Annotated in this window: 13 protein-coding genes; 7 read left to right on the top strand and 6 right to left on the bottom strand. The window is 66.0% G+C overall.

Annotation, left to right across the window (positions count from 1 at the left end; all coding sequences use genetic code 11):
* Positions 1 to 131: 131 nt before the first annotated feature.
* Complete coding sequence (locus B5G20_RS00505; RefSeq protein ID WP_087353839.1) at positions 132 to 1,211, top strand: ATP-dependent 6-phosphofructokinase; 1,080 nt, start codon at positions 132 to 134, stop codon at positions 1,209 to 1,211.
* A 328-nt stretch (positions 1,212 to 1,539) separates the two neighbouring features.
* On the top strand, positions 1,540 to 1,911 hold the full coding sequence (locus B5G20_RS00500) for a MerR family transcriptional regulator (RefSeq protein WP_087353834.1): 372 nt from the start codon (positions 1,540 to 1,542) through the stop codon (positions 1,909 to 1,911).
* An 83-nt stretch (positions 1,912 to 1,994) separates the two neighbouring features.
* Here the strand turns inward: B5G20_RS00500 and B5G20_RS00495 are convergent, their stop codons facing one another.
* Positions 1,995 to 2,552 carry a TetR/AcrR family transcriptional regulator gene (locus B5G20_RS00495; protein WP_087353831.1) on the bottom strand — a complete coding sequence of 186 codons (558 nt, stop codon included), beginning with the start codon at positions 2,550 to 2,552 and terminating at the stop codon, positions 1,995 to 1,997.
* A 198-nt stretch (positions 2,553 to 2,750) separates the two neighbouring features.
* Between B5G20_RS00495 and B5G20_RS00490 the strand changes: the two genes are divergently transcribed.
* Entirely contained in the window at positions 2,751 to 3,452 is a 702-nt protein-coding gene (locus B5G20_RS00490; RefSeq protein ID WP_087353828.1) for an ABC transporter ATP-binding protein, read from the top strand.
* 12 nt (positions 3,453 to 3,464) lie between these two features.
* Entirely contained in the window at positions 3,465 to 7,604 is a 4,140-nt protein-coding gene (locus B5G20_RS00485; RefSeq protein WP_087353825.1) for an FtsX-like permease family protein, read from the top strand.
* A gap of 47 nt (positions 7,605 to 7,651) precedes the next feature.
* On the opposite strand, the gene B5G20_RS00480 is transcribed toward B5G20_RS00485, so the two are convergent.
* The 3 genes from B5G20_RS00480 to B5G20_RS00470 form a co-directional block, all read right to left on the bottom strand.
* The gene (locus B5G20_RS00480) at positions 7,652 to 8,572 is read right to left on the bottom strand and encodes an aldo/keto reductase (RefSeq protein WP_087353822.1); all 921 of its coding nucleotides are present in this window, start codon (positions 8,570 to 8,572) and stop codon (positions 7,652 to 7,654) included.
* A 273-nt stretch (positions 8,573 to 8,845) separates the two neighbouring features.
* Positions 8,846 to 9,871: an aspartate-semialdehyde dehydrogenase gene (locus B5G20_RS00475; protein WP_087353819.1), complete on the bottom strand. Its 1,026-nt coding sequence runs from the start codon at positions 9,869 to 9,871 to the stop codon at positions 8,846 to 8,848.
* Between the two features lie 122 nt (positions 9,872 to 9,993).
* Positions 9,994 to 11,376 (bottom strand): aspartate kinase, encoded by a 1,383-nt coding sequence (locus tag B5G20_RS00470; RefSeq protein WP_087353817.1) that lies wholly within the window; start codon positions 11,374 to 11,376, stop codon positions 9,994 to 9,996.
* A 114-nt stretch (positions 11,377 to 11,490) separates the two neighbouring features.
* On the opposite strand from B5G20_RS00470, the gene thrC reads away from it, so the two are divergent.
* The 3 genes from thrC to B5G20_RS00455 all read left to right on the top strand — a co-directional run bounded on the left by thrC (position 11,491) and on the right by B5G20_RS00455 (position 16,813).
* Positions 11,491 to 13,044 carry a threonine synthase gene (gene thrC / locus B5G20_RS00465; protein WP_087353814.1) on the top strand — a complete coding sequence of 518 codons (1,554 nt, stop codon included), beginning with the start codon at positions 11,491 to 11,493 and terminating at the stop codon, positions 13,042 to 13,044.
* A gap of 428 nt (positions 13,045 to 13,472) precedes the next feature.
* The gene (thrB, locus tag B5G20_RS00460) at positions 13,473 to 14,354 is read left to right on the top strand and encodes a homoserine kinase (RefSeq protein ID WP_087353813.1); all 882 of its coding nucleotides are present in this window, start codon (positions 13,473 to 13,475) and stop codon (positions 14,352 to 14,354) included.
* 242 nt (positions 14,355 to 14,596) lie between these two features.
* Positions 14,597 to 16,813, top strand: coding sequence for a YgiQ family radical SAM protein (locus B5G20_RS00455; RefSeq protein WP_087353810.1), 2,217 nt, complete (start codon positions 14,597 to 14,599; stop codon positions 16,811 to 16,813).
* A 300-nt stretch (positions 16,814 to 17,113) separates the two neighbouring features.
* On the opposite strand, the gene yihA is transcribed toward B5G20_RS00455, so the two are convergent.
* Positions 17,114 to 17,704 (bottom strand): ribosome biogenesis GTP-binding protein YihA/YsxC, encoded by a 591-nt coding sequence (yihA, locus tag B5G20_RS00450; protein ID WP_087353807.1) that lies wholly within the window; start codon positions 17,702 to 17,704, stop codon positions 17,114 to 17,116.
* A 9-nt stretch (positions 17,705 to 17,713) separates the two neighbouring features.
* Positions 17,714 to 18,541 (bottom strand): 5'-methylthioadenosine/S-adenosylhomocysteine nucleosidase, encoded by an 828-nt coding sequence (locus B5G20_RS00445; protein ID WP_087353803.1) that lies wholly within the window; start codon positions 18,539 to 18,541, stop codon positions 17,714 to 17,716.
* Positions 18,542 to 18,713 lie beyond the last annotated feature (172 nt).

Raw genomic sequence — 18,713 nt, 5'->3', positions numbered from 1 at the left:
TAACATCCCCAACCAATCTGCCGCCTCTTTTGGCCGCCCACCGCTTGCGCGGCACCGCCCCCAAGCATGAGGACTATACTTTGGCCGTTACGGCCTTGCGCCCTCAAGGTGCCCGTCCCAAAGGAGTCATCATGCTCAGAATCGGCCTGCTCACGAGCGGCGGCGACTGCCAGGCGCTCAACGCCACCATGCGCGGCATCGTCAAGACCCTCATCAACCGGAGCCCGGAGCCCGTGGAGATCTACGGCTTTGAGAACGGCTACCAGGGCCTCATCTACGGCCGCTACCGCCGCATGGCCGCACACGACTTTAGCGGCATCCTCACCCGCGGCGGCACCATCCTCGGCACGAGCCGCACGCCCTTCAAGCGCCTCGACATACCCGAGGCCGACGGCGTGGAGAAGGTCCCGGCCATGATCAAGACCTACCAGACCCTCGAGCTCGACTGCCTCTTTATGCTCGGCGGCAACGGCTCCACCAAGACCGCCAACCGCCTCTCGCAGGAGGGGCTCAACGTCATCGCGCTGCCCAAGACCATCGACAACGACACCTGGGGCACCGACATGACCTTTGGCTTTACGAGCGCCGTGGACATCGCCACCAAGTGCATCGACGACATCCACACCACCGCCTCGAGCCACGGACGCGTTTTTGTGATCGAGATCATGGGTCACAAGGTCGGCTGGATTCCGCTGTATGCGGGCGTAGCCGGCGGCGCCGACGTGATCCTCATCCCCGAGATTCCCTACGACATGAAGAACGTCATCGCCACCATCGAGAAGCGCATGCAGACCGGCAGCCGCTTTACCATCATCGCCGTGGCTGAGGGCGCCATCTCCAAGAAGGACGCCAAGCTCTCTAAGAAGGAATACAAGAAGAAGGTCGCGGAGCGCACGAGCCCCTCGATCGTGTACGACATCGCCAAGGAGATCGAGGAGAAGACCGGCCGCGAGACCCGCGTGGCCATCCCCGGGCACACCCAGCGCGGCGGCGCACCCGACGCTCAGGACCGCGTCTTTGCCACGCAGTGCGGCGTCGAGGGCGCACTCGGCTGCCTCGACGGGCAGTTTGGCTTTATGGTCGCGCAGGTCAACGGCAAGATGCGCCGCGTGCCGCTCGAGGAGGTCGCCGGCAAGCTCAAGTACGTCGACCCCAAGAGCGACCTGGTACGCGAGGCAAAGGCACTCGGCATCAGCTTCGGCGACGAATAGGCGTTGCCCTGACCTTGGAAAACACCGGTCAGCGGTCGCCTCGCCCCGGGGCGAGGCGACAGATGCGGTATGCCCGAGCCGGGCGTTGCCCAAGGTAGCGCCCGGCTCGGGCAACCACTCGGAGCGCAAAACCCACCGCAAGGCGGAGCGGAGATGGCATAAAGGCCCATCCCGCCCCGCCTCGCGGGGTTTTGGGCACGCCGGGCGGCCGTCTTTTCTCCAAATTGCCGACCTTTTCTGGGCAGTTCGGACCTTCCCCGGGCCTCCCGTTGACTTAGAGCGCGCTCTAGGCGGTATACCTTAGTAAAGACGCTGCGAAAGGACCGCCATGCGCATTGCCGAAGTTGCCGAGACGTACCAAATCACCCCCGATACCCTGCGCTATTACGAGCGCATCGGCCTCTTGCCCCGCATCCGCCGCAACGCCAGCGGCGTGCGCGACTACTCCGAGGCCGACTGCGGGCGCATCGAGTTCATCAAGTGCATGCGTGGCGCCAACGTCTCCATCGAGGCGCTCCAGGCCTATATGCGCCTGCTCGACCAGGGCGAGGACACCGTTGCCGAGCGAAAGGCCATCCTCGAGGAACAACGCGACCTTGCCGAGGCACGCATCGCCGAGATGCAGGCCGGGCTCGACCGCCTCAACTACAAGATAGAAAACTACGGCAAGATGCTCGAGAACGAGAAGCGCTTTAAGTAGCGCGGGTGCCCACTAGGTGCGGAATACGCTGACCAGCGTTCCCCTGGCGCTCGGCGCGCACCGAGCTAGCCGCAGCAAGCGGCTCAGCCCACGGCAGTGCCCGGCGCCAAGGCTCCAACAACGAGCGCAATCAGCCGATCGATGGGCATGCGGGGGTCCGTTGCCATCCATGTGGTGATGGCGGCAAGTAGGCCGGACAGGTAGAATTCGCGCATGATGGCTCGCTCGTCCTCCGCCAAACCCTGATCGAGCAGGATAAAGCGGTCGAGCAGGGGCGCGATGATGTCTTTCAACCTATCGCCAAACGAGGGGTCGCCCGTCATGAGGCGCGGCATATAGCCGTCAAAACGCTGCGCAAGGTCGATGATGAGCCCCATGTGCTCCGAGAAGTCGAGCGTCTCGCCCGCAAGCAGGCGCTCGTCCACCAAAGCGCGCACCTGCGCGAGCACCCCCTCCTCGAGCTGGGCAAACAGATCGTAGACATCACGGTAATAGAGGTAGAACGTGGCGCGGTTGTACCCAGCGCGCTCAGTGATCTCGCGCACGGTGATCTTCTCGATGGGTTTCTCGAGGTAGAGCGTCCAAAACGCCTCCGTGAGGTTTGCGCGCGTCTGCTCGGTGACCTTCGGCTGCTTGTTCATACCGGCTCCCCAAAAGATCGTCGACGGGCCTGTACAGCGCCCCTCGCAAGCAGGGCCGCGCGCCCATCGCTCGACAATTGGTGCGGCGGTGTCGAGTGCGCATCGCAACCCGTCTTGCGCCCAACTATACTGGGTAGACAACACGATGTCGAGTAATCGACGGTGCATGTTCGGCTTCTTCCGGCGAGGTTGCGCGCTATGGCATATATCGAGTTCCAAAACGTCATCAAGGCATACGGTTCCGGTGAGACCCTCATCCACGCCCTCGACGGCGCAAGCTTTGAGGTGGAGCGCGGCGAGCTTGCCGTCATCCTCGGCGCATCGGGCGCGGGCAAGACCACCGCGCTCAACATCTTGGGCGGCATGGACACCCTCACCTCGGGCGCTGTCACGGTGGACGGCCGCGACATCTCGCACGCGAGCGAGTCCGAGCTCGTGGAGTACCGCCGCACCGACGTGGGCTTTGTCTTTCAGTTCTATAACCTCGTGCCCAACCTCACCGCGCTCGAGAACGTCGAGCTCGCAAGCCAGATCTGCCCCGGCGCGCTCGACGCCGCCGAGACGCTCGCCAAGGTGGGCCTGAGCGGGCGCCTGGGGAACTTCCCCGCGCAGCTCTCGGGCGGCGAGCAGCAGCGCGTCTCCATCGCGCGCGCCATCGCCAAGAACCCCAAGCTCCTGCTCTGCGACGAGCCCACCGGCGCGCTCGACTACCAAACGGGCAAGCAAATCCTCCAGCTCTTGCAAGACACCTGCCGGCGCGACGGCATCACGGTCATCATCATCACGCACAACTCGGCGCTCGCCCCCATGGCCGACCGCCTCATCCGCTTTAAGAGCGGCAAGGTGACGGAGATGAGCCTCAACCCCGCCCCCACCCCCATCGCCAACATCGAGTGGTAGCGCGAGGCTCCCATGAAGGCGTTTACCAAAGACATCATCCGCACGATTGGCCACTCCAAGAAGCGTTTTATCTCGCTGGTGGCCATCACGGCGCTCGGCGCCACGATGCTGACCGGCCTCTCAATGGCCTGCATCGACCTGCGCGAGGCGGCGAGCGCCCTCTATACCCGTCAGCGCCTCTACGACATCTGCGTGCAGTCGACCTACGGCCTTTCGCAGGCAGACCTCGACGAGCTGAGCACGGTGGACGGCGTGGCGTGCGTTGAGGGCGGCTACCAGCAAGACACCTACACCCGCGTGGACGGCTCGCGCGCCACGGTAACGGTCAAGGCGCTCACGGGCACAAGCGAGCTCAACGAGCCGTATGTGGTGGAGGGACGCCTTCCCAAGGCTGCCGGCGAGGTAGCGGTCACCGAGAACTACCTGCACGAATCGGGCAAGAAGATCGGCGACACGCTCTCGTTTGAAAGCACCCCACAGGAGGACCCGACCGGTTTGGCCGACCTGGGCGACGAGGTTGCGGCCGACGACGCCGACACCGGGACCGAGGGCGATGCCGCCGACGCAGACGAGGGCGACCCTGTCATCGAGGGCGGCACGTACACCATCGTGGGTACCGTCATAGACCCCACCAACATCACGCAGCCCGAGGGGCCGGTGGCCTTCCGCGCGGCGACCTCGACCGACTACACCTTCTTTGTGGACGAGAGCGAGGTCGTGGACCCCGCAACCTACACCATCGCCTACCTGAGCGTCTCGGGCACCGAGGGGCTGGGCGCCTACTCCGCCGAGTACGAGGCGCGCGTGGCCGAGGTGCAGGAGCGTGTGGAGGACCTTGCTCCGCAGCGCGAGCGCGCCCGTACGCAGGAGATTCAGGACGAGGCGCTCGAGAGCATTGCCGAGAACGAGGCCGATGCCGAGCGGCAGCTCGCCGACGCCGCGCGCGAGCTCGATGATGCGCAGACGACGCTTGACGAGAGCCTGGCCGAGGCGCTCGACGGCCAGCGCGAACTCGACCGGCAGGAGTCCGATGCGCTTGCGCAGCTCGACAGCGCGCAGGCCGTGATCGACACCAACCGCACGAGCCTCGCCGAGGGGCTGGCCCAACTCGAGCAGGGCCGCGCCGACCTGGAGGCGGGCGTTACCGCCTACAACGCCGCCCTGCCGGACGCGGAGCAGCAGTTGCGCGACGGCCAGGCAGCGCTCGACGCCGCACGGGATGAGTTCTACAACACCACGATTGCGAGCCTCGAGGCGCAGCGCGACGAGGCCCAGGCGGTGGTAGACACGCTGCCGGGGCAGATTGACGAGCTGGACGCCGGAGTCGCGCAGCTGACGGACGGGCTCACGCAGCTTGCCGACGGGCTGGGGCAGTTTGGGGCGGCAGGATCGGGAGAGGCAGCCGGCGGTGAGAGTGAGGGCAGCGGCGATGCCGATACCGGCTCAAGCGCCGACGAAAACGCCGACGCGTCCGCCATGCTCGCAGCGCTTGCCGCGCAACTCCGCAACGCCGCCGCAAGCATAAGCACCACTTGGGACGCCGTTAAAAATGTTGACGCCACCGATGCGGACGCCGTCAATCAGGCAGTGCAGAACTTTGCCCAGGCGGTCAACAATGCGAACACCGTTGTAGAGCAGGCCGCCCCGAAGATTACCGAGGCACTCGACGGACAGCAACAGGTTCTTGCCGCCAAGATCGAGGAGACTCAATCCAGCATCGCGGCCCTCGACCAGCAGCTCCAAGAACTTGCTGCAAACATCTCCGTCACACAGGGCGAGCTCGACGACATCAACGCCAAGCTCGACGGCCTCGCCGAGGACGACCCCGACCGCGCCGATCTTGAGGCTGAACGCGACAAGCGCACTGAAGAGCTTAACCAGTTGCAGGTCAAGCAGGCAGACATGCAACAGTTGAGCGACACCGCCGCATCCGGCCTCGAACAGCTGAACAACGCCCTCGATGGAATCGCCAGCCTCAACAGGGGTCTTGCCAGCCTCACCGAAAACCTCGCCAACCTGGCCAGCCCCGAGTACGAGCAGAACGCCACCTTCCTCGCCAGCAGTCGCATCCAAGCTGCTTCGGGTCTTGCCCAGGCAGAGGCCGCCCTCCCCCAGCTCACCGCGGGCATCGAGCTGGCCACGCAGGCTGCCGAGCAGGAGTTTGCCAAGCAGCAGACCGCGATCGACGCCGGCTGGCAGAAGCTCTGGGACTCCTACGACCAGCTCGTGGCCGCCCGCGAACTCCTCGACGCCAACGCGGCCACCATCGCCGCCGGCCAGACGGAGCTCGCCCAGGGCCAGGCCGAGCTCAACCAGCGCCGCGCCGACACCCTCGCCCAGCTTGCCGAGGCGCGCGCCACGCTCGAGGACGGCCTCGCCCAGATCGCCGACGGCCAGGCCCAGATCGATGACGGCCGCGCCACGCTCGCCGAGGAGCGCCAGAACGCCGCCAACCAGATCGCCGACGCGCGCCAGCAGGTTGCCGACGTGGACCTCGCCACCTGGTACGTGCAGGACCGCTCGGGCCTCGGCAGCTTCTCGAGCGTCGACTCCGACGCCTCGTCCATCGAGACCATCGCCCAGATCATCCCCGTCATCTTCTTTGTCGTGGCCATCCTCGTGAGCCTCACCACCGCCACCCGCATGGTGGACGAGGAGCGCGGGCTCATCGGCCTCTACAAAGCGCTCGGCTACTCCAAGGCACGCATCCTCTCCAAATACCTCGTCTACGCCGTCTCGGCCGCCCTCATCGGCGGGATCATCGGCGACATCGCAGGCTTTGTGGTCATCCCCTTCATCCTCTTCTATATCTTCCAGGCCATGTACCTGCTGCCGCTCTTTAGCCTGCACTTCAACGCGTTCTACGCAGCGCTCGGCATCCTGGCCTTTGTGGTGGGCATTGGCGGCTCAACCTTCTTGAGCTGCCGGGCAGACCTCCGCGAGACCCCGGCCACCCTCATGCGCCCCAAGGCGCCGCGCGCCGGCTCGCGCATCTTCCTCGAGCACATCGGGCCCCTGTGGCGGCGGATGAGCTTCCTCAACAAGGTCACCGCGCGCAACCTCTTTCGCTACAAGAAGCGCCTCGCCATGACGATTTTTGGCATCATGGGGTGCACGGCGCTCCTTATCTGCGGCTTCTCGATCAAGAACACCGTTGAGTCGCTGGCGCCGCGACAGTACGAGCAGATCTACCGCTACGACCTTTTGGCCGCCACCACCCCAGACGACTACCAGACCTGCCTCGAGCGGCTCGAAGGCTCGAACGAGGTAACGAACATCGAGTCCATCGGCGTGGACAACATCACCGTGGAGCACAACGGCGCCAAGGAGAGCATGCAGCTCTACGTGATTCCCGCGGGCGCCTCCATCGACGACTACGTCTCGCTGCAGGAGCTCGACGGCAAGCCGATCAGCCTTGATGACGCGGGCGTGGTCATCACCAACAACGCGGCGACGGTGCTCGGGCTCAGTGCGGGCGACGAGGCCGAGCTCACCACGAGCGCGCTCGACAAGGCCGAGACCAAGATTGCCGCCATCACGCGCAACTACCTCGGCAACGCCGTTTACATGACCGAGGACGTCTACGAAAAGCTCTTTGGCCCGCTCGAGCTCAACGGCTTCTTTGCGCACCTTACCGGCTCGCGCGACGAGCAGGCCGCCTTTGCCGACACGCTCGACGCCGAGGAGGAGTGGCTCTCCATCACGAGCGTGGCCAAGATGCACGAGCAGTTCGAGCAGAGCTTCACGCTCATCAACGTGGTGGTTTACGTGGTGATCGGGCTGGCCGCGGGGCTCGCCTTCGTGGTGCTCTTTACGCTTTCGACAGTCAACATCGGCGAGCGCGAGCGCGAAATCGCCACCATCAAGGTACTCGGCTTCCGCAAGCGCGAGGTGCGCACCTACATCAACAAGGAGACCTTCGTGCTGACCCTTCTGGGGATCATCGTGGGTCTGCCCGCGGGCTGGGCGCTCTCCGAGAGCTTCACCTACATCCTCAAGATGCCGTCGATCTATTTTGACGTGATCGTAGACCCGTGGTGCTATGCCCTGGCGGCGGCGTTTAGCACGGTGTTTGCCATTGCGGTGAGCATGATCTGCAACCGCATGCTCGACCGCGTGGACATGGTGGGCGCGCTCAAGAGCGCCGAGTAACGGGCGCCCCCCTCGATGAGAAGCGCGCCCGTTCCCGTATTCTCAGGTTAGGGAAGGTCGTTGCCCGCTGCCTGATAGAGCTTCCACCACTGCTCGCGCGTGAGCTCGATGTCGGCACCGGCGGCCGACTCGCGGATGTGCTCGGGCGAGGTGGAGCCGCAGATGACCTGCATCTGGGCGGGATGTCGCAAGATCCACGCCGTTGCCACCGCAGTAGGCGTGGTGCCGTGCTCGGCGGCCACCTCATCGAGCGCCGCGTTGAGCTCGGGGAAGTCCGTATGGCCGATAAAGCACCCGGCAAAGGTGCCAAACTGGTAGGGACTCCAAGCCTGGATCGTCATACCGTAGAGGCGCGCGCACTCGATGCAGCCCGTTCCGCGCTCGGCGGCGGTGTCGTCAGCCATGTTGACGTGCAGCCCACTGCTGATGAGCTGTGTGTGGCCGAGACCAAACTGCAGCTGGTTGACCTCGAGCGGAGCGTCGATCGTTGCCTGCACAAGGTCGATCTGCCAAGGGTTCATGTTGCTCACGCCGAGGTGGCGGACCTTGCCCGACTCGAGCATGCCACCGAGGGTCTCGGCAAGCTCGTCGATATCGAGGAGCGGGTCGGGGCGGTGCAGCAGGAAGAAGTCCACGTAGTCGGTCTGGAGGCGCTCGAGCTCCGCATCGAGGGCAGCCTCGAGGTGCGCGCGCGAGAAGTCGTAGCGCGCCCCTGGCACGATGCCCGCCTTAGTCTGGAGGACGACCTCCTCACGCGCTACGCCGAGCTCGCCGAGGGCCGCGCCGAGCACGCGGGTGCTTTCGCCGCCGCCGTAGATGTCCGCCGTGTCAAAGAAGGAGATGCCCGCCTCGAGCGCTGCGGCAACCGATGCGGTGGCAGCCGGCTGCGGCATGCCCGCAAAGCGCATCACGCCGAGCGCCACGCGCGACGCCTCAAGCCCCGACTGCCCGATTTCCTGCGTTCTCATGTGCCATCCTTTCGTCCGCACGGCGAGGTGCACAGCCCGCGCTGCGTCGCGCCCGAATACCTACTTCTCTTTGTACCACGCCCCCACAACTCCCAACCCCCAGGCAAGGAAGACTCTCTACCTTTCCCCACGCGAACGAGCAGGTGAGCGCAGGACCGGCATGGGTCGGGCCCCGGTCTTCCCCGTGGACGCGAGTCGCACAGCGAGCCGAAGGCGCCGAGCGTCCTTGGGGAAGACCGGGGCCCGACCCATGCCGGTCCGCCGGGAGCAAACCTACTCAGTGAGCAACTTTGCGATTTGGACGGCGTTGGTCGCCGCGCCCTTGCGAATCTGGTCGCCGCAGCACCAGAAGGTGATGCCGCTGGCCGTATCGGGGTTGGAAATGTCGCGGCGCACGCGGCCGACCCAGATGAGGTCCTGGTCGGAAGTGTCGATCGGCATGGGGTAGCGGTCGTGCGCGCTCTCTGCCGTACGGTCGTCCACCAGGCGCACGCCCGGGGCCGCCGCAAGTGCCGCACGGGCCTCCTCCACCGAGATGGGCCGCCTAAACTCAAGGGTCACGCTCTCGGAGTGCGAGCGCAGCACCGGCACGCGCACGCAGGTGCAGCACACGGCGAGCTCGGGCAGGTGCATGATCTTGCGACCCTCGTTTTGAAGCTTCATCTCCTCGGAGGTGTAGCCCTCGTCGTCAAAGCCGCCAATCTGCGGGATAAGGTTGCTCACGAGCTGCGCGGCAAACGCCCGCGGCTCAGGGATCGCCTCGCCGCGGCCGAGCGCCTCGATTTGCTGCTCGAGCTCGGCCATGCCCGGAGCGCCGGCGCCCGAAGCGGCCTGATAGGTAGAGACGATCATGCGACGCACGCCCGCCAGCTGATGCAGCGGCCAGGTAGGCACAAGCGCGATGATGGTCGCGCAGTTGGGGTTGGCGATGATGCCGTGGTGCCACGCAACGTCGGACGCGTTGATCTCGGGGATGACGAGCGGCACCTCGGGATCCATGCGGAAGGCGTGAGAGTTGTCGACCACAACGGCCCCGGCCTCAACGGCCGTCGGCAGCAGGCGCTTGGCAACGGCGTCGTCGGCCGCGCCGAGCACGATGTCGCAGCCGGCAAACGCCTCGGGCGTGGCCTCCTCAATCACCAGCTCCTCGCCCCGGAAGGTCATGGTCTTGCCGGCCGAGCGCGCGCTCGCCAAGAGCTTGAGCCGTCCGACCGGGAACTCCTGCTCCTCGAGGCACTGAATCATCTGCGTGCCGACCGCGCCCGTCGCGCCCAAGATGGCAACCGTGTACTCCTTCATGGCACGTACCTCCCATCGGCGGGCGCCGGGCCCGCGTTCGCACTTGTTGGCGGGGCCTGCGCGCAGCAGCCGCTCCCCCACCTGCGCACCCTTGCCAGCGCCTCGGCTCGACGCCGGGTGCGCTACTCCTCCACGCGCGGGCGCGCGTCCTCCTCGGCCTTCTTGAGGTCCTTGAGCTCCAGTAGGTGGTCACCGTCAGAGAACGCCCGGTAGATCGCGCGGATGGCCCGCTCAAAGTCCACGTCGCGCACGCCCACGATGATGTTGATCTCGTCCGAGCCCTGGGCGATCATGCGGATCGAGATGCCCTCGCTGCCGAGCGCCGCAAAGAGCTGGCCCGAGATGCCCGGCCGACCGATCATGTTGCGGCCCACCGTAGAGATGAGCGCCAGGTCGTCCACGACCTTGATGCTGTCGACGTTGACCTCGCTCTTGATGTCGGCCACGATCGACCAGATGGCGTCTTTGACGTCCGCCCCCTGCACCACCACGGCAAACGAGTCGATGCCCGAGGGGATGTGCTCCACCGACACGCGGTAGCGCTCGAAGACCGAGAGCACCCGCCGCACGATGCCCACCTCGTTGGACATGTGGTCCTTCTGGACGTGCACGGCCACGAAGTTGCGCTTGCCCGTGATGCCCGTGATGATGGGCTCATCCTCCACGTAGTCCTCGCGGTCGGAGATGATGGTGCCCGCGTCCTCGGGGCGGTTGGTGTTGCGCACGGCGATGGGAATCCCGGCCTCCATAACGGGGAAGACCGCCTCCTCGTGCAGCACGCTCGCGCCCATGTACGAAAGCTCGCGCAGCTCGGCGTAGGTGATGCGGCTGATGGGCTGCGGGTTCTCCACGATGTGCGGGTCGGCCGAGAGAAAACCCGAGACGTCCGTCCAGTTTTCGTAGAGGTCGGCGTCGAGGCACTTGGCGAGGATGGAGCCCGAGATGTCGCCGCCGCCGCGATCGAGCAGCTTGACCTGCCCCTCGCGCGTGGCGCCGTAGAAGCCGGGCATCACAAAGCCGCCCGGGATCCCACGCTCCTGGATGAGCTCGTGGGTGCGGCGCATGGAGAGCGTGCCATCGTGATGGAAGGCCACCACGTCGGCCGCATCGAGGAAGGGCAGCCCCAGCCACTCGGCCATAAGCTGGGCGGTAAAGTACTCGCCGCGGCTCACCAGCTCGGCAGTAGAGAAGAGGCCCGCCTTGGCCTTCTCGGCAAACGCGGCAAACTCCTCGCGGATGGGGTAGCTGAGGCCGAGCTCGTCGGCGATATCGAAGTAGCGCTGGCCGATATCGGCGAGCAGGTCGTCACACGAAACGCGGTAGCGCACGTGGGCGGCCACGAGGTAGAGCAGGTCGGTGACCTTGGCATCTCCCGAAAAGCGGCGGCCGCACGCCGACACCACGATAAAGCGGCGGGCGGGGTCGGCCTCCACGATGAAGCGGATCTTGCGGAAGTGGTCGGCATCGGCCACCGATGAGCCGCCGAACTTTGCGATCTTTATCATGACGAAGCGGTTACCTTTCCCGGGCGCGACACGTGCTGCTGCGGAGGCTCTGATACCATGGGCCCAACGTACCGTCGCCGATGCCGCCGGCCGGGCATTTAAGGAGCTACCGATATGAGTTTGTACCATAGCACACGTTCGCGCGCGCAGGCGTGCTCGGCAAAGGCAGCCATCCGTCAGGGGCTTGCGCCAGACGGGGGGCTCTTTGTCTCGGACGCGCTGGGCGCAGAAAAACTCGACGTAACGGGCCTTGCCGAGATGTCGTACGCCCAGATTGCCCGTGCGGTGCTCGGTTTGTTACTACCTGATTACACGCCCGACGAGATCGCCGCCTGCGTGGACGAGGCCTATAGCGGCACCTTTGCGAGCGACGAGGTCACGCCGCTTGTGGCGCTTAGGGAGCGCGGGGGCGCGGGGGCCGAGGACGCCGGGTCGCTCGCGGGCTGCTACGTGCTGGAGCTCTTCCACGGGCCGACGAGCGCCTTTAAGGACGTCGCGCTCCAGATGCTGCCGCGCCTTATGGCGCGGACAAGCGGTGCGGGCGCGGGCGCTGCCACGGGCTCGAAGGACGTCCCGACCGAGCGCATCATGATCGTCACGGCCACCTCGGGCGATACGGGCAAGGCGGCCCTCGCCGGCTTTGCCGACGCCCCGGGCACGGGCATCACCGTCTTCTACCCCGAGGGCAAAGTGAGCCGCGTGCAGGAGCTCCAGATGACCACGCAAGAGGGCTCCAACGTGAGCGTGGCGGCCGTGCGCGGAAACTTTGACGACGCGCAAAGCGCCGTCAAGAGCATCTTTGCCGACCGCGAGCTCGCCGAGCGCCTGGCCGCGCAGGGCATTGTGCTCAGCAGCGCCAACTCCATCAACGTCGGACGCCTCGTGCCGCAGGTCGTCTACTACTTTGCCGCGTATGCCCAGCTTCTGCGCGCCGGCGCCATCGAGGCCGGCGAGGCGGTTGAGTTCTGCGTGCCCACCGGCAACTTCGGCGACGTGCTCGCCGGCTACTACGCCAAGCTCCTGGGACTCCCCGTGGCGCGCCTCGTGGTGGCGAGCGACAAGAACAACGTGCTCTACGACTTCCTCACCACGGGCGTGTACGACCGCAACCGACCGTTCTTTACCACCACCTCGCCGAGCATGGACATCCTCATCTCGTCAAACCTCGAGCGCATGCTCTACTACCTCTCGGGTGGCGACTGCGAGCTCATAGCGCGCCTTATGGCCGACCTTGCCGAGACCGGCCACTTTGAGGTGGGTCCCGAGCTGCTCGGACGCATCCGCGAGGTCTTTGCCTGCGGCTGGGCGGACGAGGACCAGGTTGCCGAGGCTATTGCCGACTGCTGGCGCGACCACGGCTACCTCATCGACCCGCACACCGCCTGCGGCTACCACGTGCTCGAGGAGCTTGCGCCTGCCGAGGGCGCCGCGGCGCGCGTGCTGCTCTCCACGGCGAGCCCCTACAAGTTCCCGCGCGCGGTGGCCGAGGCGATTGGCCTTGAGGTGCCGGCCGACGACTTCGACTGCCTGCGCACGCTGGAGGAGGCCACCGGCACGACCGCCCCGGCGCAGCTCACGGCGCTCGAGACGGCAACGGTGCGCCATGCGACAACCGTGGACATCGAGAGCATGGGGAGCTTCGTCGAGGAGGCTTGCGAGAAGCTGTAGCTCATGGGCTGTTGAGCGTCGCGCCGGCCCCGCCTTCATCCGGCGCTTCGGACAGTCCTCGCTCGGCGGGAGGCGCCACTGGCGCCTCCCGTTCGCTGCGGAACTCGCGGCGGACGAAGGCGGGGTCGGCGCGACGCGTGCACGGAGTACGGATTCCCCGATGAGCCTTGTCGCCGCTGGCTGAGAAAAGAGAAAGATGTTGCAGGGTTGCCGCACCTGCAACAGGTAACAGTGCAACATCTTTTCTTTTTTTAAGATACGGGGTTCACGCGTGTCGAGTATGTTGCCGTAGGGCCGGACGCATGGTTTGCTCGGCACGAGTTCTGCACGAGCCGAAGGCGCCTGTGGCGCCTTCGCGCGAGCCCAGGACTGTCCGAAGTGCCGAGCAAGCCATGCGCCCGGCCCGATGAGGAGAAAGGACCTAGAGCATGATTCGCATCACTGTTCCCGCTACCAGCGCGAACCTCGGTATCGGCTACGACACGCTGGGCATGGCGGTCTCGCTCTATGCGCAGATTCAGATGGACCGCGCCGATACACTCACCATCACCGGCTGCCCTGAGGAGTTCCGCAACGCCGATAACATGGTCTACCAGGCCTTTGTATACGCGCTCCGGGCGTGGGGCGAGGAGAGCTTCCCCGTCTCGATCGATATCCAGACCGAGGTGCCCGTCGCACGCGGCCTCGGCTCGAGCTCTACCCTAGTGGTTGCTGGCATCATGGGGGCCGCCGCGCTCACCGGCCACACCATCACCCGCGAGGAGCTTGTCGCGCTCGCCACCGCGCTGGAGGGGCACCCCGATAACGTTGCCCCAGCCATCTTGGGCGCGGCGGTCTGCTCCTTCACCCCCGAAGGCGAGCTGCCGCGCTGCCTGCGCTACGACGTGTCGCCCCGTCTGCGCTTCATTACCGTCATCCCGCCCTACGAGGTGCATACGTCCGAGGCGCGCAAGGTCGTGCCACAGGAGGTGCCGCTCTCCACGGCGGTGTGGCAAATGGGACGCATCGCCGGGCTCACCCGCGGGCTCGAGACGGGCAACCTCGACCTCATCGCCGCTGCCAACGACGACCGCCTGCAGGAGCCGTACCGTCGCGAGCTCATCCCCGACTACGATGCCATCCGCACCACCTGCCTTGCCGGCGGGGCCAAGACGCTCTGGATCTCGGGCTCGGGCTCGACCCTCATGGCCGTGACCGACGACACCATCGTGGCCAAGTTCTTGCAGGTACGCCTGCGCGAGCAGTTCCCGTCTTGCGAGACGCACATCCTCACCTGTGATACCGAGGGCGCCCAGATTGAATACCTCTAGCGTGACCGTGGGGACAGGTTATTTTGTCACGTGGCAAAATAACCTGTCCCCACGGTCACATGGCCGGGAGGGCGATTTTTCCGTTCACTCAGCTAAACGGCGGAATCGCGGCAAAAAGTGCACAACAGGTGAGTGAACGACGTTTTTAGCGTACGCCTCACGCGCCTGAGCGGCAAAACCGCTTGGTCGCAGCCCGACATGCTAGGATGAGGGCACCTTCGACCGAACCGGGAGCCGCACCCATGTCGCACCACAACCGCACCACCCCGCATAAGTCCAAGTCCGAGCGTTCTGGCGGCAAATCCAACTCAACCCGCCCCGCCGGCGGCGCCAAGCCCGGCAACACCCCCGCCCGCCCCAAGCTCGACCCCACCGGGCCCACGGCGCTCGGCTTTACCCGGGCGGACTTTCCCCCGACCACCCGCGCCGACATGCAGGAGCGCGACTGGGAGCAGTGCGACTTTGTCTACGTCTCGGGCGATGCCTACGTGGACCATCCCAGCTTTGGCACGGCCATCATCGTGCGGCTTCTCGAGGCGCACGGCTACCGCGTGGGCGTCATCGCCCAGCCCGACTGGCGCGACCCCGCAAGCGTCACGGTGCTCGGCGAGCCGCGCCTCGCCTTTCTCGTCTCGGCCGGCAACATGGACTCCATGGTGAACCACTACAGCGTGAGCAAGCACCGCCGCCGCACCGACGCCTACACCCCCGGCGGGGAGGCCGGACACCGCCCCGACCACGCCGCTGTAGTCTATGGCAATCTCATCCGTCGCACCTACAAAGAAACGCCCATCATCCTCGGCGGTATCGAGGCGTCGCTCCGCCGCCTTGCCCACTACGACTACTGGTCGGACAAGCTCAAGCGCTCGATCCTGCTCGACTCGGGCGCCGACCTCATCTCCTACGGCATGGGCGAGCGCTCCATCGTAGAGATCGCCGACAGTCTGGCCGCCGGGCTCCCCGTGGAGCAGCTCACCTACATTAACGGCACGGTCTATCGCACCCGCTCGCTCGACGAGGTCTACGACTACACGCTCCTGCCCAGCTGGGACGAACTCGAGGCCGACCGGCTCGCCTACGCGCGGAGCTTTAACATCCAGTACGAGAACATGGACCCCATCCGCGGCGGGCGCCTGGTGGAGCCCTACCCGCACGGCGTCTACGTGGTGCAGAACCCGCCTGCGCGCCCGCTGACCACCGAGGAGTTTGACCAGGCCTACGACCTCCCCTACACGCGCACCTACCACCCCGATTACGAACCGGCCGGCGGCGTGCCCGCCCTCGCCGAGGTCAAGATGTCGCTCATCTCAAACCGCGGGTGCTTTGGCGAATGCTCGTTCTGCGCGCTGACCTTTCACCAGGGGCGCATCGTGCAGGCACGCAGCCACGAGTCGCTGCTCGCCGAGGCGCGCAAGATCACCGCGGAGCCCGACTTTAAGGGCTACATCAACGACGTGGGCGGCCCCACGGCCAACTTCCGCGCGCCCGCATGCGCGCGCCAGCTCGAACACGGCGCTTGCCTGCGCAAACGCTGTCTCTGGCCCAAGGTCTGCCGCAGCATGAAGGTGAGCCACGCCGACTACGTCGCCCTCTTGCGCGAGCTCCGCGAGCTGCCGGGCGTAAAGAAGGTCTTTGTGCGGAGCGGCATCCGGTTTGACTACGCCCTCGCCGACCCGGACGACACGTTTATCCGCGAGCTCTGCGCGCACCACGTGTCGGGCCAGCTCAAGGTGGCCCCCGAGCACGTCTCGGACGCGGTGCTCAGCGTGATGGGCAAACCGAGCCGCGCGGTGTACGACCGCTTTGTGGCCAAGTACCGAGAGGTCAATCGGGAGTTCGGCAAGAAGCAGTACCTCGTGCCCTACCTTATGTCGAGCCACCCCGGCTCCACCCTCAAAGAGGCAGTGGAGCTTGCCGAGTACGTACGCGACATGGGCTACATGCCCGAGCAGGTGCAGGACTTCTACCCCACGCCGTCGACCATGTCGACCGCCATGTACTACACGGGCGTGGACCCGCGCACCATGAAGCCCGTCTATGTGCCGAGGTCGCCGCACGAAAAGGCGCTACAGCGCGCGCTCATTCAGTACCGCAAGCCCGAGAACTACGACCTGGTGCGCGAGGCGCTCGAGCGTGCGGGCCGCACGGACCTGATTGGCTACGGGCCCAAATGCCTTATCCGGCCGGTGCGCCCGCATGGGGTCAAGAGCGGCAAGCACGCCGGCGGCGTGGGCGGTGGACGCGGCGCGACCGCAGGGTCGGGGCGCGGCTCGAGCGGTGGCGCGGCATCCGGCAAGGGCGGCGGGCGCAGCGGCAACAATGCGCAGGGCCGCAACCGCAACGGTGGCAAGCGCGGCAACGCGGGTGGCAGCGGCTCCGGTAAACGCGGTGCCTACGCAGCCGGTCGCAACCGAGCAGGCCAAGGCCGCGAGGCCAACCGCGGCGGCCACCGCGGCTAACAGCCCTTTGGCGCATCGCGCCCCACCGCGCGCTAGCGATGTCTACAAGAAGCGTTCGGCCATGGCTCCGACCGGCGTAGCGCGCCTCGCCCCAGCGGCCTCTGCGCGGTTGTCGAGCTCCTTCTCGTGGCCGTCGGATTCCTTCTAGTAGAATCTTTCGGTCATGATCTCGTCCAAAAGTGACCTATTCCTTCTAGTAGATAGAATCCGACAGTGCGGGGCAGCCAGCTGCAACATGCAGCTGACGCCGACAGGGCCACGGACCCGCCCGGCCGCCGCCCATCGCGCCCGCCGGCAGCCCTACAGGCAGCGCTCGACGATGACGCCCTTGAGGTCGGCGATACCCGTGCCGTCCTCGGCAGACGTAACGATGATGTCCTCGGCCGGCACGTTGAGCTGCCGCTTGATGGCCGCCGCCTGCTGTGCGCGCTTGCCGCGGCTGAGCTTGTCGGCCTTGGTGAGCGCCACCACAAAGGTAAAACCGCCCTCCTGGAGGTACTCGATCATCTGGTGGTCGAGCGCGCTCGGGTCGTGGCGGATGTCCACGAGCGAGACCACGAGGTTAAAGCTGCGCTCGCTCTCAAAAAAGTCGCCGATGAGCCGCGCCCAGCGCTCGCGCTCGGCCTTGGAGCGGCGGGCGAACCCGTAGCCCGGCAGGTCGATAAAGTGCACGCCGTCCGCCTCAAAAAAGTTGATGTTGGCGGTCTTGCCCGGCGTGCTCGACACCTTGACGAGGCCCTTGCGCCCAAAGAGCTTGTTCATGATGGACGACTTGCCCACGTTGGAGCGCCCCACAAAGCTGACCTCGGGGCAGGTCGACGGCGGAATCTGCGAGACCGCGCCGTAGCTCGCCACAAAGTGGGCGAGCTGGTAGTTGATCGTGTCTGCCATGGCCTCCCCCTACATCTCGCGCTTGAGGCCGAGGCGCGCCGCCACGCGCCGCACGATGGCGAGCGTGAGCGAGCTTGCCGTGCGGGCGTACTCGTCGAGGTCGAACTCACGCGCGCTGAGGGCGTCGTAGGCCTCGTCGCAGTTGTCGCTGATGGCACGCAGCACCAGGCAGTCCACGCCGTTCTTGGCGGCGATGTGCGCCACGGCAGCACCCTCCATCTCCACGCAGTCGGCGTGGGTGGCCTCGAGGGCAGCGGCGCGCATCTCCGCACCCGTCACAAAGCGGTCGCCGGTGGCGATGGTCCCTACAAGATAGCGCGCCGGTTCGGCAGACTCCCCCTCACGGCGGAAGCGCTGGAAGGGCGAGCTCGCGGCGGCCTCGCGCGCGGCGGCAAGCGCGGTCTCGTCATCGGCAAGGCCAGCGTTGATAAAGCCCCACGAGGTCAGCGTCTCCTCGGCAACCTCAACAAGGTAATCGGTCGAGGTAAACTCCTCGAGCCCCGGTGCCGACTCGGCAATGAGCGGCGTGTCGGTGTCGAGGTAACGCAGGCGCGCGCCCACCACGATGTCGCCGATGTGAAGCGCCGGATTGAGCCCGCCCGCGATGCCGGAAAAAATCACGGCGTTGGCCCCATAGACGCTGATGAGGTGCTGCGTTGCCGCGGCAACGTTGACCGTGCCCATGCCCGCCGTGGTGGCCACAAGGTTAAAGCCCTGGTAGCTGCCGCCGACGATCTTAAGGCCGACCTCCTCGGTAACGGTGCCGTGCTCGACCTCGGCGTAAATCTGGCGAACTTCCTTCTCGAGCGCGCCGATGATGGCGATGGTTGGCGTCATGGGGACCTCCTCGGTTGCATCTCGCCCAACGATACCAAAAAACGCACCGCGCGGGCCGGCCCCAGACGCTTCTCCGGGCGTTCATGACAACTCGAGTCGATTCTGCAGTCCAAATTTGAGAAGTGTTGAGGTGGCCAGCCTGTTGCTCATTGTTGCCTGCGGTTTCTCTAGC

This window comes from Collinsella sp. An7, assembly GCF_002159335.1.
Classification (GTDB): Bacteria; Actinomycetota; Coriobacteriia; order Coriobacteriales; family Coriobacteriaceae; genus Coprousia.
The sequence above is the reverse complement of the archived record's forward strand: the minus strand, read 5'-3'. Positions and strand labels throughout refer to the sequence as shown.